General features: G+C 57.6%; 14 protein-coding genes. 8 read left to right on the top strand and 6 right to left on the bottom strand.

The features are described 5' to 3' along the window. The first annotated feature begins 1 nt into the window (after position 1). Positions 2–4375 carry a response regulator gene (locus AC0ZWN_RS01005; protein WP_476333705.1) on the top strand — a complete coding sequence of 1458 codons (4374 nt, stop codon included), beginning with the start codon at positions 2–4 and terminating at the stop codon, positions 4373–4375. Between the two features lie 132 nt (positions 4376–4507). Here the strand turns inward: AC0ZWN_RS01005 and AC0ZWN_RS01000 are convergent, their stop codons facing one another. Then, complete coding sequence (locus AC0ZWN_RS01000) at positions 4508–4870, bottom strand: DUF6124 family protein (RefSeq protein WP_320414364.1); 363 nt, start codon at positions 4868–4870, stop codon at positions 4508–4510. 491 nt (positions 4871–5361) lie between these two features. Here AC0ZWN_RS01000 and AC0ZWN_RS00995 point away from each other — a divergent pair, with 491 nt between their 5' ends. After that, entirely contained in the window at positions 5362–6369 is a 1008-nt protein-coding gene (locus AC0ZWN_RS00995) for an NAD(P)-dependent oxidoreductase (protein WP_476333704.1), read from the top strand. Here AC0ZWN_RS00995 and AC0ZWN_RS00990 read toward each other — a convergent pair. After that, a complete protein-coding gene (locus AC0ZWN_RS00990) occupies positions 6351–6521 on the bottom strand; it encodes a hypothetical protein (RefSeq protein WP_175559598.1) in 171 nt (56 codons plus the stop codon). The two genes, AC0ZWN_RS00995 and AC0ZWN_RS00990, sit on opposite strands and share 19 nt — an antisense overlap. 2 nt (positions 6522–6523) lie before the next feature. Beyond that, positions 6524–6772, bottom strand: a complete 249-nt coding sequence (locus tag AC0ZWN_RS00985) for a DUF6555 family protein (protein ID WP_077572547.1) — start codon at positions 6770–6772, stop codon at positions 6524–6526. A gap of 195 nt (positions 6773–6967) precedes the next feature. Here AC0ZWN_RS00985 and AC0ZWN_RS00980 point away from each other — a divergent pair, with 195 nt between their 5' ends. Further along, positions 6968–7402 (top strand): HhH-GDP family DNA glycosylase, encoded by a 435-nt coding sequence (locus AC0ZWN_RS00980; protein WP_099758936.1) that lies wholly within the window; start codon positions 6968–6970, stop codon positions 7400–7402. Between the two features lie 44 nt (positions 7403–7446). Here the strand turns inward: AC0ZWN_RS00980 and AC0ZWN_RS00975 are convergent, their stop codons facing one another. Together AC0ZWN_RS00975 and AC0ZWN_RS00970 are read right to left on the bottom strand one after the other, a co-directional pair. After that, complete coding sequence (locus AC0ZWN_RS00975; RefSeq protein ID WP_320336936.1) at positions 7447–7920, bottom strand: short chain dehydrogenase; 474 nt, start codon at positions 7918–7920, stop codon at positions 7447–7449. A 105-nt stretch (positions 7921–8025) separates the two neighbouring features. Further along, on the bottom strand, positions 8026–9375 hold the full coding sequence (locus AC0ZWN_RS00970; protein WP_476333702.1) for a HEAT repeat domain-containing protein: 1350 nt from the start codon (positions 9373–9375) through the stop codon (positions 8026–8028). 318 nt (positions 9376–9693) lie between these two features. Here AC0ZWN_RS00970 and AC0ZWN_RS00965 point away from each other — a divergent pair, with 318 nt between their 5' ends. The 4 genes from AC0ZWN_RS00965 (at position 9694) to AC0ZWN_RS00950 (ending at position 13628) form a co-directional block, all read left to right on the top strand. After that, a complete protein-coding gene (locus AC0ZWN_RS00965) occupies positions 9694–10176 on the top strand; it encodes an HIT family protein (protein WP_476333701.1) in 483 nt (160 codons plus the stop codon). Positions 10177–10491: 315 nt separating this feature from the next. After that, positions 10492–11892, top strand: coding sequence for a GABA permease (gene gabP, locus AC0ZWN_RS00960; protein WP_186624209.1), 1401 nt, complete (start codon positions 10492–10494; stop codon positions 11890–11892). Between the two features lie 87 nt (positions 11893–11979). Then, positions 11980–13080: a choline metabolism transcriptional regulator GbdR gene (gene gbdR, locus AC0ZWN_RS00955; RefSeq protein ID WP_476333699.1), complete on the top strand. Its 1101-nt coding sequence runs from the start codon at positions 11980–11982 to the stop codon at positions 13078–13080. 134 nt (positions 13081–13214) lie between these two features. Beyond that, positions 13215–13628: a PaaI family thioesterase gene (locus AC0ZWN_RS00950; protein ID WP_220558749.1), complete on the top strand. Its 414-nt coding sequence runs from the start codon at positions 13215–13217 to the stop codon at positions 13626–13628. Between the two features lie 175 nt (positions 13629–13803). On the opposite strand, the gene AC0ZWN_RS00945 is transcribed toward AC0ZWN_RS00950, so the two are convergent. Beyond that, on the bottom strand, positions 13804–13989 hold the full coding sequence (locus AC0ZWN_RS00945; RefSeq protein ID WP_095049917.1) for a hypothetical protein: 186 nt from the start codon (positions 13987–13989) through the stop codon (positions 13804–13806). A 275-nt stretch (positions 13990–14264) separates the two neighbouring features. Here AC0ZWN_RS00945 and AC0ZWN_RS00940 point away from each other — a divergent pair, with 275 nt between their 5' ends. After that, the gene (locus AC0ZWN_RS00940; RefSeq protein WP_476333697.1) at positions 14265–17348 is read left to right on the top strand and encodes an autotransporter outer membrane beta-barrel domain-containing protein; all 3084 of its coding nucleotides are present in this window, start codon (positions 14265–14267) and stop codon (positions 17346–17348) included. Positions 17349–17602 lie beyond the last annotated feature (254 nt).

The raw sequence follows: 17602 nt of genomic DNA, 5'->3' as shown, positions 1-17602 counted from the left end.
TATGAACAGACTGTTCGAGATGCTCGAGCGCCTGTCTCTGCGCAGTAAATTGATCATCGGCTTCGCTGCGCTGCTGATATTGATTCTGATATTGGGCGTGCAAAGCCTGCGCACGCAGTATTCGCTAAGAACTGAAATGCAGCAGTTGTACCAACAGGATCTGGTAGGTATCCAGCATGTGCAGGAGGTCCGGGTGCAGTTGCCGCATCTGTTGCTCGCCATGCAACGTGCAATCGCGACCAACAACGCAGACATCCGTATCAGCGCCAGAGCCCAGATGGATGTCGCCCAGGCGCGACTCCACGAAGCGCTGGAGCAGGTTCGTCCAACGCTGCGCAGGCAGAGCAGCGTCAGCAGCCTGCTGGAATTCGAAATGGTATTAAAGCGTCTGCAAAAAGACGGCGATGAGGCACTGGAGCTGGCCGGCAAGGGTTCCTTGGGTCAGGCCTTGATGTTGCTCAACAGTAAGGATTTTCTTGCGCTGGAACAGGGCGGCGATGGGCTGCTCAACCAGATCGAGAAAAACAAGGAAGCCGACATCCACGATACAGCGAAGAACCTGGCGGAGTACGCAGAGCGTAGTACTGCGATCACGTCCATCTTGCTGCTGGGTGGGTCGACGCTGGCCTTGCTGTTGACCTGGCTGGTCAGTTATTCCATACGCGTGCCGTTGAATCGCGTCCGCGTGGCGGTGGACGAATTAGCGTCCGGCAAGCTGGACGGTCAGATCCCGCACACCGATCTTCGCAACGAAACCGGCGACCTGGCGCGAGCCATCGCCACGCTGCAGCTGGAAGCTTGTCAGCTTGAGCGCCAGCGCTGGATCAAAAACCACACCTCGCTCCTGCAAGTGGATCTGCAACAGGCGGAGACGCCGCAGCAGTTGGCCCAGGCTTTTTTCAGCCACATCGCGCCGCAGTTGGGCATGTGCCAGGGAGCGCTTTACGTTCTCTATGAAGGCGCGGCACGCCTGCGCCTGGTTGGCGGTTATGCGGTGGACAGTGTTCACCCGCTACCCGCTGAACTTGATCTCGGTGAAGGGTTGCTTGGCCAGTGCGCACTGGATCGCCAGCCCCGCCAGCTTCAGGATCTACCGGAACCGTTTTGGCATGTGCGCACGCCGTTGGGCGCAGCCCCCGCCAGCGTCCTGTTGGTTCAGCCCGTGATGCGTGGCGAACGCCTGCTCGGGGTGATGGAAATGGCCGGTTTTCGCCAACTGGAAGAGAACGAAGCGCTGCTGCTGCAAGAAGTCCTGCCCCGGCTGGCCGGCGCCATGGCCATTATGGAACGCAGTGAGGCAGCTCAGGCGCTGCTCTTGGAAACTCGCCGTCAGGCAGACGAAATGGGCGCGCAGGCTTTGCAACTGGAGCACCAGGCCAGCGAGCTGGAGGCCCAGCAGGCCGCATTGCGCGCCACCGAAGCCTGGTACCGCGGCATCATCGAGGCAGCACCGGACGGCATGCTGGTGCTGGGCGCCGACGGTCGCATCCTGATGACCAACCCGCAAATGGATACCCTGTTTGGCTACGCCCCCGGCGAGCTGATTGGCGCCAGCATCGAGCGTCTGGTACCGCAGGCTGCCCGCGAGCGCCATGTCAGGTTACGCGACGGGTTCATTGCCAGCGGCGGAACCCGGCAGATGGGCGGCGATCTTGACGATCTGAGCGGTGTACGCAAAGACGGCAGTTTGTTCTCCGTAGAAATTGGCCTTTCCCATCTACCGCGCCTGGAGGGGCGTGGCGTCTGTGTGTGCGCCTCGGTGCGCGATGTCAGTGAACGCAGGGCGATGGAAGCCAGGCTGCGCACGGCCAGCGATCGTCTGAATCTGGCGCAGGAGTCCGGTGACATCGGGCTGTTCGACGTCGACCTGGTCAGTGGCACAAACTATTGGACCCCCCAACTCGAAACCCTGTTTGGTCTGGAGCCAGGCGGCTTCGGCGGTACGCTGGCGCATTGGAAGGCACTGGTGCATCCCGACGATCTGGCGCGGGTCAGCAGCACGTTCGAGAGTGCCGTCCAGAGTGGCGATGATCGCGCCGAGTTCGACTTCCGGATTGTGCGTAAAAACGATGGGCAGGTGCGCACGTTCCGGTCGCTGAATCGCTTCTCACGTACGCCTGACGGCAAGCCATTGCGCGCAACCGGCATCAACATCGATGTAACCGCACTGGCAGAGGCAAGGGCTGCGGCCGAGGAGGCCACGCAGGCCAAGAGCGAGTTTCTCGCCAACATGAGCCATGAGATCCGAACACCGATGAACGCCATCATCGGCATGAGCCACCTGGCGCTGCGTACCGAACTGGATAAACGCCAGCGCAACTACATTGAAAAAGTCCACCGATCAGCGGAGAACCTGCTGGGAATCATCAACGACATTCTCGATTTCTCAAAAATCGAAGCCGGCCGAATGAGTCTCGAACAGATCCCGTTCCGTCTGGAAGATGTACTCGACAGCTTCGCTGCCATGATCGGCTTGAAGACCGAGGACAAGGGGCTGGAGTTGTTGTTTCAGATCCCGCCCGACCTGCCCACGGCACTGCTGGGCGACCCCCTGCGGCTGGGGCAGGTGCTGATCAACCTCGGCAACAACGCGGCCAAGTTCACCGAGCACGGTGACATCGTGGTCGGCGTTGAAGAAGTTGCTTCTCACAACGAACACGTGCAACTGCATTTCTGGGTGCGCGATACGGGCATCGGCATGACCGTCGAGCAGTGTTCACGTCTGTTCCAGTCGTTCAGTCAGGCTGACAGTTCGATCACTCGCAAGTACGGGGGCACCGGGCTGGGATTGTCCATCTCGAAGAAGCTGGTGGAGCTGATGGCCGGTCGCATCTGGGTTGAAAGCCAACCGGGAGTCGGCTCCACGTTTCACTTCCAGGTACAACTCGGCGTACAGCAAAATGTTCCGCCGCGTCGCATGTTCAAGGCTGGCGAGCTGTTGGGCATGCGCGTGCTTGTCGTGGATGACAACGCCAGTGCCCGTGAAATCCTTTCGGGCATGGCGCGCAGCTTTGGTCTGGAAGTGGATGTCGCGCAGAGCGGTAGTCTGGCGCTGCGCATGTTGGCCGACGCCGAGCACAAGGTGCTGCCTTACGATCTGGTCTTGATGGACTGGCGGATGCCCGGCATGGATGGCATGGAAGCTGTGAGCAGAATGCATTCCGCCAGCCTGATGCGCACGCCATCGGTGATCATGGTGACCGCTTTTGGCCGCGAAGAAGCCCGCGAAGAAGCCGAGCGCCAGGGCATCCAGTTGCCGGTGGTACTGACCAAACCCGTCACGCCGTCCTCGTTACTTGAAGCCATCGGTGTCGTGCTGGGCAGAGACACCCACAGCGATACTCGGGCTGGCGAACGCTCCCTGCACAATGCCAACACCGTCGCCAGCCTCAATGGAGCGCGACTGCTTCTGGTCGAAGACAACGATCTGAATCAGGAACTGGCCAGCGAGCTATTGGAGAGTGTCGGAATACGCTTGCGACTCGCCACGCACGGCCAAGAGGCCCTGGATATTCTCGGCGAGGATGACGACTTCGATGGCGTGCTGATGGATTGCCAGATGCCGGTGATGGATGGCTACACGGCCACCCGGAAAATTCGTCAGCAACCGCGCTTCCGCACTCTGCCAGTGATCGCCATGACCGCCAACGCCATGGACGGTGACCGCGAGCGCGCGCTCGAATGCGGTATGAACGACCATATCTCCAAGCCACTCAACGTCGAAACCATGTTCGCCACAATGGCAAAATGGATCAAGCCACGAGCCGCTCAAGCTTCGCTGAGTGCAGGTTTGATCGATGGATTGCCAGATCGTCTTGAGGGCATTGATCTGGCGGCGGGACTCGCCACCTGCATGGGGCGGCGGGATCTCTACTTACGTCTGCTCTGCAAGTTTCGCGATACTCAGAAAGATTTTTCCGAGCAATTCCAGGCCGCACGAATCGATCCGGATTCTGCTGCTGCCGCACGACTGGCGCACAGCTTGCGCGGCACCGCAGGCAATATCGGCGCCAAGGCCGTGGCGCAGGCTAGCACGTTGTTAGAACAGGCCTGTCAGGACAACGAACCGGCTGAGGTCGTGCAAGCGCTAGCGATGCAGGTCGAGCATTACTTGCTCCCGACCCTCGCGAGTCTGGCGAACCTTGAGGCGGACACACTGGCCTCCACGGAGGGTGACCTGCTGGACGACTCGGCAATCAGCGAGCAACTGAACAGGCTTATTGTTCTTCTGGACGAAGGAGATACGGCGGCTTTGGACGTGCTAGCGGCCCTGCGCAACAGGCCACTCGATCGAGCGTTGGCAGAACGTCTGGCACTTGCCGCGGCGCAGGTGGAGCTGTTCGACTTTGATCGCGCCTTGAAACTCCTTCAGTAAAATTGAGTTGGGTAAACACGTAGCCGTTTAGTTTTAATTGCAACTGACGGCTTTTGGCCGAGAGCGGCCACCCAATGCAATCTTGATCCCTTTGTGACAGCAGCCAGAACGCCGCCACAAAGGGATTACTCATCAATCCACCGGCACAACATTATCCAGCGCTTGATTTACCGCCAGTTCGCCCAGCATTACCACTTGCGCAATGCCCTGAAGGGTCTTGCGCGCGGGGCCTTCCACCATTCCGATCACGTTGCCCAACATCACCGAAGCAGAGCCTAGCGATTCACTGGCATTGACCAGTAATTCCTCTGTCGCAGTTTTCGGGTTGGCCTGGAACATGGTGCTGGGTCGGTACGGCGTGGCCATTATCCGGTCGGCCGGTTTGAGGTAGTGGTCGAGGGCGCGTTCGGCGGCTTCGTGGAATTTCTTTGAGTCGGGTGATTCGTACGGAGAGGCCGGATCTGTTTCCGGCGGGTTTGGCGTGATCTTGAACATTTCTTCTTTTTCCTGTTGGGTGGCCGCCGCTCCGAGCTACTAAACAGGGGGTGGCAGCTGTACGCAGGTTAGTAGACCGGGGAAAAGAAGAAAGCCGGCGCGCCCGAGGGCGCCCTACGCACAGCCGCCATCAAGTACAGGTAAGTGAATACCTTCTCATGGACGCTTGTGCACTTTCATTTACCACGGGCTACTAAACCCGATCACTGGGAATCAGTGACGCGAACAAAGTTACCGGTGGCCCTTGAGACGCACAAGCCGGCGGATTCTGGCGTAGTCGTAGGCAATGGCGCAAGACGTTGTAGCCTTAAGCAGGTAACGCGACGTGTCTTTTAAACAACCATAAAAAACGCCTAAACACGGCTCATCAACACGCTGTTCAAAATGACATTCGTCGGTCCACTCTCCAGCTCAGGCAGTGGCGGGGAACCCTCACGACAGGGCACGCACCAACACTAGGTTACAACCCCAAAAGACGAGGAAGGATACCCATGTCAGTTCACCCGATTTTGTTCCTGGGCGGTTCCGGCGCCATTGGCCACCGTTCTGCCGAAGCGTTGCGTGCTGCTTATCCCGGCGTCCCGTTGCTGATCGGCGGCCGAGACCTGGCCAAGGCTGAGCAAGCCGCCGAGGAAATGGGCGGGGCGCAGGGCGTGGTCATTGACCCTGCTGCCGATGACCTTGGGCTGGGTGATCGCCCGGTCAGCGCCGTAGCGGTTTTCTATATGGATCATTCCCTTGCCGGGTTGCGTTTCGCGCAGAGGCGACGGGTGCCGCACCTGAGCATTTCTTCCGGCATTTTCGAGATAGCGCCGCAAATCGCGAGCTACATCCACCGCCCTGATGCGGCGCCCATCGTGCTGGGTTACGAGTGGATGGTAGGCGCTACGACCGTTGCGACGCTGCACCTCGCCGAGGCCTTTGCCCGGGTGCGCGATATTCGCATCGATGCGTTGGTCGACGAGCAGGATGGCGGCGGGCCGGCGGTGGCCAAGGATTTCGAACACCTGAACAAGATGCTGCCCGCCGCCCTGACTCGGCGCGAGGGCGATTACCTCTGGCGCGAAGGGGCGGACAAGAACGTCAGCTTCCGAGCGCTGGACGGCACGCCGATGCAAGCCAGCGGCTTCTCGTCCATTGATGTCACCGGGCTGGCGGCGGCCACCGATGCGCCAAATGTGCAGTTCAATCTAGCCAGCGGGGTGAGTTCATCGCGCCGCGCGGGTCGGCCGATGTCGACCGAGATTCTCATCGAACTGCTGGGTGAGGATCATCAAGGGCGACCGTTGCACACCCGGCATGCCCTCGTTCACCCGGCAGGCGCTGCAGCGTTGACGGGGCTGAGCGTCGCCATGCTGCTGGAGCGATTGCTTGGGCTGGATGGTCAGCCGCCGACTCCGGCAGGTCTTTACTTTCCTTATCAGTTGCTTGACGCCGGTGCATATCTGCAGCGTCTGAGTGAAGAGGGTGGTGAGTTGCTTCAACTGAATGTGCAGTAAGGCAGGCCTCTTTCGGAATGCTGATTTTGCTCAATGAGCCGCTGACGAGCCTTTAAGTGCTCGCCAGCGATGATTTGCTCACGGTGACTGCCAAACCCCACCGTCAGCCACCGGCACCTCACCCAGATGATCTTACCGATCTGTTTGAACATGACTAAGCCTCCGTCCAGTCCACCGTCGCCGTTTCGCGCCATTTCACCTCGGTGATGCCAAACCGTTCGGCCTGGGGTTTGGAGATGACTTTCAACGGTGGCTTGCCGGGTTTTGGAATCGGCGCAATGCCGGCGTCGCAACTCGCCCAATGCCATGCGTCAGCGTTGCGCATGGTTTTTGCGCGGATGACGAATGACTTTGGCTGGCCGTGAAGTTTGTATTCGATAACGAAGATGTCGACGTTACTCATGCGCTCCTCCTTACGCTCATACGCAAATGAGTTTTGCCGACGAAAAAAATTCAAAGGATTTTCGGGAGTTCGTTTCAGGCCGCTGGTAGGTGTTTTGCTTTGAACGGTTGGAACCGGCGGCAGCCTAACGATCAAGTACTTACCAGGCAGGCAGAGGACGAAAAATCCCCACGATTTCAACTCCGGAGGTTAGCGGTGAACAAGACCATCAGCGCCAGGGATTTGAACATTCAGCTTAAGCACAACGATGACGGTGGCTTGTTCAAATGGCTGCTCGCGAGCTTCTTGATGGGCAAGCGGATACAGGCTGAAATCGCCGCCGAAGCGTATCGGGTGATTGCCGATAAACACGGGCGCGATACGCCGCGCAAACTGGCTGCGTGCAGCCATCGTGAACTGGTCGCGATGCTAGGGGAGGCGCATTACGTGCGTTACGACGAGACCACTGCCGTGCGGCTGCACGCCTTGGCACGCAAGCTTAACGACGAGTACGCGGGCAAGGTCAGCCATATGATCGAGGCAAGCCCTGATCGCCAGGCATTCGAGAAGCGACTGGCGGAGTTCGATGGCATCGGCCCGAAGACCGTGGAAATCTTCATGCGCGAAGCCAGCGCTGTAATCAGCCTTTGATCGCGGGCCGTAAAAAAACGGTCACCGCCCGCGTCGTGCAAAGCCTATTTGCCTCGACGGCCAGAACGATTGATCGCCAACAAGCACAGCCCTACCAGCAATGCCGCGCCTGTAACCAATAGCGCAGAAGGTTGCATCGGCTGGCGGCCGGCTGTTGTATGCCGCTGCGATATCGTCAGAGGTCGGGTTTCAATGGTCACTTCGTCAAACGTCCGCAATGGTGAAACGGCTTCTGCCTGAAACGGCATTTCCTCGATGCTCAGACGCAACCCATCCGCCAGTTCCAGTGTCCGCGCGGTAATCGTGCCAACGATTCTGCCCGGATAAACCGGCTCGCCATTGGGATCGAGTTGGTCATACAGGAAATTCTGTCCTTCAAGCCAGCCGACGGCCGTCTGCAACTCGGGGCCCAGGTAATACTTGCCATCGAGGAAAAATCCAGGAAATTGCGGCGCGCGCTCGACGCTTTCAATGCAGTAACGCTCACCCGGTTTCATACCGGTTTCAGGGGCAATCATGGTCAATTCCTCCACGGTAGGTTCAGTGGTAGAGAACAAGGATCGACCGTCGTTCCATGTGAAAGAGGAAAGGTAGCGGTTGTCTTGATCAACAGCCCGGATCATTCAGGAGAACAAACGCGCACCCGAGCGGATCAGGCCCTTCGCAGTCAATGCCCGAAGCTTTTCCCGCGTTCCTTCGCGCTCGGCCTTGGGCGTTACCGGATCGACAGCCAGATACTGCCTGTCGCACCACCATTCGATTTGGCCGATCCAGTAAGTTTGCCCGGCGTGGCCCGTGTCGAGGCGCCCAAGCAAGTAGCCGATTTGTTGCCACGTGGGGAGCAGTAGAAAAATGGCGTTGCGCCGCGTCAGGGGGAGTTCATGCCAGTCTCGATCAAGTTTGGCTGTCAATCCGCGGATCAACAAAGACCAGGCAACTTTGTCCAGTCGCGCAATCACCACCGAAAAAACTTTGTCCGACGGATCATCGAGGGCCTCGAGCAGCTCAGGCAATTGATCATCGCGAAGCAGGCGCGCTGCGGCCTGTCGCACGGTGACAAAGGCCGAGCGTAATGCGGTGGCATGCCAGTGCTCTGGCAACGTGCTATCGAGTTCACAGGTCAGGCCGATCACGCCCAACCAGTGTTGTTTTGACGTGGGCAAAGGTTGACTCAAGCGCTCGGCGAGGACGGCGTGCGAATCAACGTCGTTACGAGGCGCGGCCCACAGCGCCAGATTGCGGACGGCTGGTGACACATCCAGCAGGGCCTCGCGTAGAACAGGTTTCGGATCGGCAAGTAGTGGCAGCAACGCATACAAGACGCGCACGCGGATTTTGCCGCCCGGGTATGCCATTGCGTCAACAAGCAACGGCAGACTTTGGTCCGCTGGCAACGTCCCACTCGCCGAGACCGCCATCAGCCGTACGGTCAACTCGCGATGAGTCAGAGCGCTGCGGAGCAGGGTTTCGAAGTTCTCAGGACTTTCCAGCAAAAGCGTAAACAGATAACGCGCGGATTTGCCCTGGCGATTCAAGAAGTTGGCGTACACCTCATCCCGGCATTCCGCCGATTGCAGCATGGCGCGTATCATCGACAGCGTCTGGCTGTGGTCGACCCGGCGTTGCGCTGCCAGAGCCATCAACGGTTCGAGTGCGGATAACCACGCTTGGGTGTGAGCGGGCAACAGGTAGTGTTGCAGGCCTGCCGCTGCCAGGTCGCGAACCTGCGGGACCCAATCGTTCAGACGCTCGATCAGCACCGCTAATGCTTCGGCAGAAGGCTGCCTGCACAGTTCTCGCACCGCAACTTCTCGAACAAAACCGTTGGAGTGATTGCTCACGTCTGCCCAAGTGCCGGTGTTGCCGAAGTGAGCGAGTATCTCCAGCGCCTCATTGCGTCGATAGTTCTCATACGCGGAAAGCTGTGTTTGCTTGCGTGCTAGCCGAGCCAGCCAGTCTTGTGTGGTGTTCATGGGCAGTCCTGTGCGTCCTTGCGGGGGCAAATCATTTGCGCAAAAGCGCCAGCCTACGCGACTTGCGCCGGAGGACAAAAAAATCCTTATTTTTCTGAAGACCTCATCTCAGGAGCGACTTGATCTTTTCAAACTCTTCAAACGTCACCTCATGGGTGATGATTATTGTTGCCCACCGCGGGCGCTTGTGGGCGGAGGTGAATACGCCTTACGCAGCGCGGGTAGTGTTTACGTTGCCGGGGTGTGCGGGATCTGCGCAGGCATCGTGACGAGTCCTTTGTTACTCTTTGGCCTCAATCGCTTCAGGACCTCAGGCAGATGGAAATTGCCCCGCATTTCATCATTCATGAAACCGAACACTGGATCATCAATCACCATCTGGCGAACTCGCTTCCCGGTTATCTGATGCTGGGGACGAAGGTCGAAACCACATCGCTGGCCGAGTTATCATCCGATGCCTTGGGCGAGTTGGGCGGTTTGCTTGCCAAAACCCAGCAAGTCATCGAGCGACAACTCAAGCCAAAACACCTCTACATCGGTCGATACGGGCATCAGCCGGGTTTACCGATTCATTTCCATTTCATTCCGGTTTATCACTGGGTCGAAGCGCTGTTCTGGCAGGACGCGCGATATCGGCTCCTCGATACGTTTGCCCACGCTGAAGGCGCTGCGTCAGCGACTGACGGTGCAGAGCTGACGTTGTTCGTCTGGCGGGAGTTTGGGGAAAACCCGATACCACCGAAGGCGCAAGGCCCTTCCATTGAAGAAGTGATCAAACATCTGCGTATTGCGTTTGGCTGATTGTTGGAACAAGGCACAACGAACCCGCAAGCTATTCAGAGACTTCTCGCTGACTGATGGGTATCCGTCTCGACCATTCGGTCTTGGTATGTCGATATCAGACACAACCATGACGCAATCAGGCTACTGAATCATCTGACAGGCCGGGTAAGGTGACGCGTCTTCACATCAAAATAATCCCATCCAGATCATGGGGTTGATAAGAACTGCGGCGGTTGAAGGGGGCTTCTTTCGGGGGGCTCGGCAGGCAACGACAGTGCTCGATTGCCTTGGTCAACTCGCTAGAATGTCGTTCAGCAGAGAATAAAAAAACCAATGATCAGCCCGAACTCAACGGATTCGAGTAGCCAATTGGCGCAGGGCTTCAAGCCTCGTCACGTCACTATGTTGTCCATTGCCGGGATTATCGGCGCCGGATTGTTCGTAGGTTCAGGACATGCCATTGCGGCGGCGGGGCCGGCGGTTCTGCTGGCTTATCTGTTCTCCGGTTTGCTCGTTGTGCTGGTCATGCGCATGCTCGGCGAGATGGCGGTGGCTAACCCCGACACTGGCTCTTTTTCGACCTATGCCGACCAGGCCATCGGACGCTGGGCCGGCTTCACTATCGGCTGGTTGTACTGGTGGTTCTGGGTGTTGGTGATTCCCATCGAAGCGCTCGCCGCCGGCCATGTGCTGAACCAATGGTTTCCGCAGGTCGATGCCTGGCTGTTCGCGTTGGGCTCGATCATTGCGCTGGTGGTGACCAACCTGTTCAGCGTGGCCAAGTACGGCGAATTCGAGTTCTGGTTCGCCATGGCCAAGGTCGTGGCGATCATTGGTTTTATCGGTGTTGGTTTTGCCGTGTTGATGGGCTGGATTCCCGACAGAGAAGTCAGCGGTTTGAGCGGGCTGATGGCCGAGCACGGTGGGTTTGCACCCAACGGCTTGTCAGCGGTGGTCGGTGCGTTCATCACCATCATGTTCAGCTTCATCGGTACCGAAGCGGTGACCATCGCCGCCGCCGAATCGAATGACCCGTCGCGAAACATTGCCAAGGCCACCCGTTCGGTGATCTGGCGTATCGGCGTGTTTTACCTGCTGTCGATCTTCGTGGTGATCTCTGTGGTGCCCTGGAATGATCCGTTGCTGGCCTCGGTCGGCTCTTATCAGCGCGCTCTGGAAATCATGAACATTCCCCACGCCAAGTTCATGGTCGACGTCGTCGTGCTGATTGCCGTGGCCAGTTGCATGAACTCCTCGATCTACATTGCTTCGCGGATGCTGTACTCGCTGGGCCGGCGTGGCGATGCGCCGAAAGCGCTGAAGGCGACCTCTTCCGAAGGTGTGCCGCGCGCAGCGGTTATCGCCAGCACCGTGCTCGGTGCGTCGATCACTGTGTGGAGCTACTTCATGCCTGCCGGGCTGTTTGAATTCCTGCTGGCCAGCTCCGGAGCGATTGCCCTGTTGGTGTACCTCGCCATCGCGGTGTCGCAGTTGCGCATGCGGCGGATATTGCAACAGCGCAACGTCGAGCTGACCTTCCGCATGTGGCTGTTTCCCTGGTTGACATGGCTGGTGATCGTATTCATCTGCGCCGCGCTGGCGGTGATGATGATCACCCCGCAACACCGCACTGAAGTCACGACAACCATTGGCCTGGCGCTGGCGATTTCCTTCATTGGCCTGTTGACGTCGCGTCATCCCGCGCCAGCGGCGAGGGTCACGTCGGTGGGGTAGGCGTTTGCGCCGAACCTGATACTCCCTCCACGTATGTCGGAGGGAATGGCAGACGCCTGCGTCGCGACCGATATTTATGAGGCCATGATGTCATCGACCCCCTCCGTAGCCGACGGTGCAACCCAATCCGTAGGGTTTCTGCTGTTGGACAAATTTACCCTGATGTCATTGGCGTCCGCCGTCGAGCCCTTGCGCATGGCCAATCAACTGACGGGGCGAACGCTGTATCGCTGGCATACCTTCAGCCCCAATGGCGCGGCGGTCTGGGCCAGCGATGGCGTGCCGATCACCCCGGATGGGTCGTGGAGCAATCCCTCCGTGGCGGACACGATTATCGTCTGCGGTGGCGTCGGCATCCAGAGCGCAATTACCCGCGAGCACACGACGTGGCTGCAAGCCCTGGCGCGACAGTCCAAGCGCTTGGGCGGGGTGTGCACCGGTAGCTGGGCGCTCGCCAAAGCCGGGTTGCTCGACGGCTACGAGTGCAGCGTGCACTGGGAATTTCTGGCGGCGATGCAGGAAGCTTTTCCGCGCGTCAATGTCAGCACCAGTCTGTTTACCCTCGACCGCAACCGCTTCACCAGCTCCGGCGGCACCGCGCCGCTGGACATGATGCTGCACCTGATTGCGCGCGATCATGGTCGTGAACTGGCCACCGCCATCTCCGAGATGTTCGTCTACGAACGCATCCGCAATGAGCAGGATCACCAACGCGTACCGCTCAAGCATGTGGTCGGCACGCATCAGCCCAAGTTGCAAGAAGTGGTGGCGTTGATGGAGGCCAATCTTGAGGAGCCGATCGACCTGGATAACCTGGCCGAATACGTCGACCTGTCACGTCGACAGCTGGAGCGGCTGTTTCAGAAATACCTGCAATGCACGCCGTCGCGCTACTACTTGCGGTTGCGGCTGATTCGCGCACGACAACTGCTCAAACAGACGTCCTTGTCGATCGTTGAGCTGGCGTACGTGTGCGGGTTCGTCTCAACACCGCATTTCTCCAAATGCTACCGCGAGCATTTTGGCGTGCCGCCGAGTGATGAGCGCTCCGGCTCTGAGATGAGTCGCAAACCGGTAGCACAGCCTTCAACAATCAAGCCGCTGACGACGCTCGACCAAGCGCGCAACGAATCGACGTTTGCCAGTGTTCGAATGATGGAACGTGGCGATCTGGCGTCCACGGGATGATCGGTCGGTCCTGCTTCGACAGTTGATCACTGGAGATTCCGCATCCGTATAGTTCTTGCTCCATCAGGCGATTGCCAATAAACCCTCCCATTAAGGTCAATGAAGCCGGTGAGTCAACGGCACCAGGAGGGACCATGGACGCCATCGCAATTCCCGAAGGTTTCACCGCGTTTACCCGCAGCAGCCCGTTGCTTGATTTGCTGGGCCCGATCTACGCGAGGGGCAGCGGGTTGCAACTGGAACTGGGTTTGTTAACCGACTCACGCCATGCCAATGGCCGTGGCACCTTGCATGGCGGCGTATTGGCAACGTTGGCCGATGTCGGGATGGGGTACGCGATGGCATTTTCCAGTGACCCTCCACAGCCATTGATCACGGCGAGCATGACGCTGGATTATCTCGGCGCGGTGCAGATGAACGAGTGGCTGGAAGTGCGTTTGGAGTACTCGAAAAAAGGCCGGCAACTGGCGTTTGCTGCCGTTAGTTTGCATGTTGGGGAACGCACGGTGGCGCGGGCCAGTGCGGTGTTTGCGGTGCCGGTGAGTTAAAAGTGAGTGTCCATCAAAAGGTAGGTCATCGATGGACTGCGTCTTGACGAATAGCGGGTAAATGTTTCCACGTCCTGGATAATTGCTTCTGGGCGATATCCGCTCACGAACGACTGCTGTCGGCCAGAAGCTACCGTTCGAAAAACGCAGCTCCTGACCCATTACAGACATCAATTCACTGGCCACTGGTATAGATGAGCACAGCTATTAGCGCTGCGAATGGAGATAGCAGAATGAGTCCACCGACGACAACTGCCCAGCCCCAGGCAAAACCACTCTCACCCTTGAAACGGCCGCCACTCAGTAAGCCCAACACAAACACGCCAATTCGATGAGCTATCAAATCGATAATGAAGTCCATTGACCGTTTCTCCTTGCCGTTTTCCATGAAACGTCAGAACGTCCACTCCCGACCAATACTGGCCACTCGATTCCGCTAGGTTCATCTGGAAGTAGACGGTGATACGAGTTGCTGAGTGCCAAAAAGATCAGCTCACTCGTAGGAAAAGTCCTACATTTCCGTCGGAAAAGCCTGAATTTTTGCCGCTAAATTTCCTGTTCAAATTTCTCCTCAGTGACTTTCGAGCGCCGGCTTGTTTAAGCCTGTCCTGAAAAAAATCAATGAATGAGAGATTTATGAACAGCATCTACCGAACTATATGGAATCGCACGTGCACCTATTTTACGGTGCCGTCGGAGTCGGCGTCTGGCGTATTAAAATCGCGAAACAGCGTTGCGCGCTTAACTTCAAGAGCCCCGGCTTTTCCCTTGAGCACGTTGTCTGCCAGCTTGTTGTTGGCCTTTTCCAGCATGGGGCACGCCACTGGTGTGCTCGTCGACGGTACGATCTATAACGGTACCGGGAAAATGGTGACATCAGGTGACAACAACCCTGCATTGCGGGTTATGAATGTCGGTGATGCGACTTGGAGCAACGGTATTCTCAGCACTTCAGGCACTGGCTTGGGCGCTGTGCTGGTAGAAACCAGCTCCACGCTGAACTTGATCGGCATGACCGTGAATTCCCTCATGGCCAATACGCCTGGGTTGGTGGCGTCTGGTGGCTCTAAGGTAAACCTTCAAAACACCGAGGTCGCTACGCTGGGCAACAGCGTCGCGTTGGATATCAAAGAAGCAAGCCAGCTAAGTGGTAACAATGTGCAGATCAATAGCACAGGTTCGGGCCTGCTCGTGACGAATGCGACGGCTGATGTCAGCAATCTCGATATCGTTACCCTCGGAGCCAACGGGTATGGAATTGCAACAACGGGGACCAGCAACGTCAACGTTCGCGGAGGCTCCATTAAAACCACCAATAGCAGGGGCTATGGAATATACGCCACCGCAGGCGGGACGGTGTCGGCGGACAATATTGCGATCAGTACTTCGGGGGACAACAGTCGTGGAGCGCTGGCCTCAGGAGAGGGTGCTCACATAAGTCTGGACGGCGGCAGCATAACCACTACCGGATCAGGGTACGCCTATGGTGCTCAGGCATCCCAAGGGGCGACCGTTGATGTCAAGAACATGGACATCAACTCTAACGCCGAAGCCGTATTTGCTGATGTTGGAGGGACGGTGAATGTTGAGTCGTCAAACCTGCACTCAACGGCCACTGCCATCTCGGCCAAACAGGGAGGTGTGGTCAATGCGAACAATGTGAAGATCACCAGCGACGGATCAGGACCTATGCTCCGGGCATCTGCAGGCTCAACCCTCAACTTGACTAACAGTGAAGTGGATTTAGGGGAACACGGCCTCTGGAGCAGCAAAATCGATGGCGGGAAAGCAACGTTCGATAATGTCCGCATCCACGGTGAGCACGGCGGCATCGGTCTCTACTCTGCATCTGGGGGTACTGTCATCGGTAAGAATGTCGATATCGCTCTCAATGGTAATGGCAGCTACGGTGTCTATGTAGGCACGGACGTCGGTTCATCGTTGAGCCTCGAAGACTCACGTGTTGTGGTCAATGGCACGACCGCTGTCGGGATCACCGCTCTGACATCCGGCCAGCATAGCGTTCATCTCAAAAACAGCCTGGTCAGCTCTAATGACTATGCCATCAAGGGAGGGGTTCTCGCCGGTGTTGATGTGACCGCTGACGGTTCAACGATTGAAGGCAACATCTTGATGGGCTCCCGCAGCGTGGAGACTAGCGGCAAGAAAATCGAACGTATGACACTGGCCGCCACCAATGGGTCGCGACTGAAAGGCGACGTGTCGATCGATCATGATCACACGCTAGACAGCAGCATCAACCTTGAAAATGGTTCGACCTGGCAAGGTGCAGCGCAATGGCTGGATAAACTGGGTGTAAACAGTGGAAGCGCCTGGACAATGACTGGCGACTCTTCGTTGGGTGCTCTTTCGTTGAACGACGGCCGTGTCAATTTCGACCACGCCAACGGCTTGTTCAAAACGCTGACGGTGGGCAATTTGAGCGGCAATGGCAGCTTCTTGCTCAACACTGACCTGGCAACGCTGCAAGGCGACTTGCTCAAGGTTGAAGGACAAGTTGACGGGGAGCACACGCTGATCGTTGCCGATTCCGGCCACCAGGCCCAAGGTGGTGCACTGATGCTGGTGGATACCAACGGCGGCGCGGGCAAGTTCGATTTGTACGGCGGCAAAGTCGACGTGGGTGCCTTCCGTTATGGCCTCGAACAGCGTGGCGATGACTGGTACCTGGCTGGTACTGCACAGGATGCGGGCGGTGGCGAGGAGCCAGTGGGTGATACCGCTGGCGGTGCCGGAGACATCGTTGCGCCCATTGAACCCATTATCAGCAATCCTCAACCAGAGAACCTGAGTAAGGGCGCGAACGCTGCCATCGCTCAACAGGCGGCGGCCACGGGACTCATCGGTGCGCAGATGAACGCCTTGACCAAACGACTGGGCGAGTTGCGTATGGGTAATGATGAGGGCGGTCTGTGGACACGTGGCTTCGGCAAGGAGCAGCGCATCGATACAGGTTCCAGCCGTGCCTTTGAGCAGCAGGTCAACGGTTTCGAGATCGGCGCCGACAAGGCCATTCCTTTCTACAACGGCAAGCTGTACCTCGGCGGTATGGCCGGACAAGGTGAGGCTCGTCAGAACTTCGGCGAAGGCAGCAAAGGCCACATCGACAGCGCCATGCTCGGCACCTATGCAACCTACATCGACCAAAACGGCGTGTACGTTGACAGCGTGCTGAAATACACCCACTTGGACAACAAGGTCGATATCACCAGCAATATGGGCCAGAAGGTCGACGGTAAATACAAGAATCACGCAATTGCGGCGAGCGTAGAAGTTGGCAAGCAAATCGATCTTGGACAAGGCTGGTTCGTCGAACCACAACTGGAAGTGCAAGCATTCCGCGTGGGCAGTGGCGACTACACCGCAAGCAATGGCTTGAAAGTCGAACAGGACGCCGTTACTTCTGTTCAGAGCCGAGTTGGCAGCCTGTTCGGTCGTAACATGAAGCTGGATAACGGTATGACTGTGCAGCCATACGCCAAAGCATCGTGGATTACCGAACATGCCGGTGACAGCCATGTGAGCGTCAACGACGTAAGTCTGGACAGCAAATTGCCAGGTTCGCGGGCCGAAATCGGTGGCGGGGCGATCCTGCAAACCGCCGAGAAGCACAAGTTTTTCATCGACGCGGAATACACCAAGGGCGATGGCATAGAACAGCCTTATTCGGTGAACCTCGGCTACCGCTACGCTTGGTAAAAGCCTCTCCTGAATGCAGTTTCAGATAAACCGAACAGGACCCGGATCTTTGAATTCGGGTCTTGTTCGTTTGTATTTTTGTTGATGACAATCGGCAGGTTCATTTCGTTATCTCAAACAAGAAACGATTCCTTCCCAGGAAAGTAAGCGCACCTGAGGCAATTGGGGCAAATGACTAATATGCAATTGACGTTTTTGTTGGCCATTGGACGTTTAGACCACTTTCCGATAATGGACGACAGCAGTCGCCCACA

It is taken from the genome of Pseudomonas sp. 3B-A001-10F (assembly GCF_056313565.1).
The sequence above is the reverse complement of the archived record's forward strand: the minus strand, read 5'-3'. Positions and strand labels throughout refer to the sequence as shown.

What these genes read in the sequence shown, in the direction of transcription:
- AC0ZWN_RS00975 (WP_320336936.1), bottom strand. Translation starts at nt 7,920, where the DNA reads ATGATTGCCCCTGAAACCGGTATGAAACCGGGTGAGCGTTACTGCATT.
- AC0ZWN_RS00995 (WP_476333704.1), top strand. Translation starts at nt 5,362, where the DNA reads ATGTCAGTTCACCCGATTTTGTTCCTGGGCGGTTCCGGCGCCATTGGC.
- AC0ZWN_RS00970 (WP_476333702.1), bottom strand. Translation starts at nt 9,375, where the DNA reads ATGAACACCACACAAGACTGGCTGGCTCGGCTAGCACGCAAGCAAACA.
- AC0ZWN_RS01005 (WP_476333705.1), top strand. Translation starts at nt 2, where the DNA reads ATGAACAGACTGTTCGAGATGCTCGAGCGCCTGTCTCTGCGCAGTAAA.
- AC0ZWN_RS00945 (WP_095049917.1), bottom strand. Translation starts at nt 13,989, where the DNA reads ATGGACTTCATTATCGATTTGATAGCTCATCGAATTGGCGTGTTTGTG.
- AC0ZWN_RS00990 (WP_175559598.1), bottom strand. Translation starts at nt 6,521, where the DNA reads ATGTTCAAACAGATCGGTAAGATCATCTGGGTGAGGTGCCGGTGGCTG.
- AC0ZWN_RS01000 (WP_320414364.1), bottom strand. Translation starts at nt 4,870, where the DNA reads ATGTTCAAGATCACGCCAAACCCGCCGGAAACAGATCCGGCCTCTCCG.
- AC0ZWN_RS00965 (WP_476333701.1), top strand. Translation starts at nt 9,694, where the DNA reads ATGGAAATTGCCCCGCATTTCATCATTCATGAAACCGAACACTGGATC.
- AC0ZWN_RS00985 (WP_077572547.1), bottom strand. Translation starts at nt 6,772, where the DNA reads ATGAGTAACGTCGACATCTTCGTTATCGAATACAAACTTCACGGCCAG.
- gabP (WP_186624209.1), top strand. Translation starts at nt 10,492, where the DNA reads ATGATCAGCCCGAACTCAACGGATTCGAGTAGCCAATTGGCGCAGGGC.
- AC0ZWN_RS00950 (WP_220558749.1), top strand. Translation starts at nt 13,215, where the DNA reads ATGGACGCCATCGCAATTCCCGAAGGTTTCACCGCGTTTACCCGCAGC.
- gbdR (WP_476333699.1), top strand. Translation starts at nt 11,980, where the DNA reads ATGTCATCGACCCCCTCCGTAGCCGACGGTGCAACCCAATCCGTAGGG.
- AC0ZWN_RS00940 (WP_476333697.1), top strand. Translation starts at nt 14,265, where the DNA reads ATGAACAGCATCTACCGAACTATATGGAATCGCACGTGCACCTATTTT.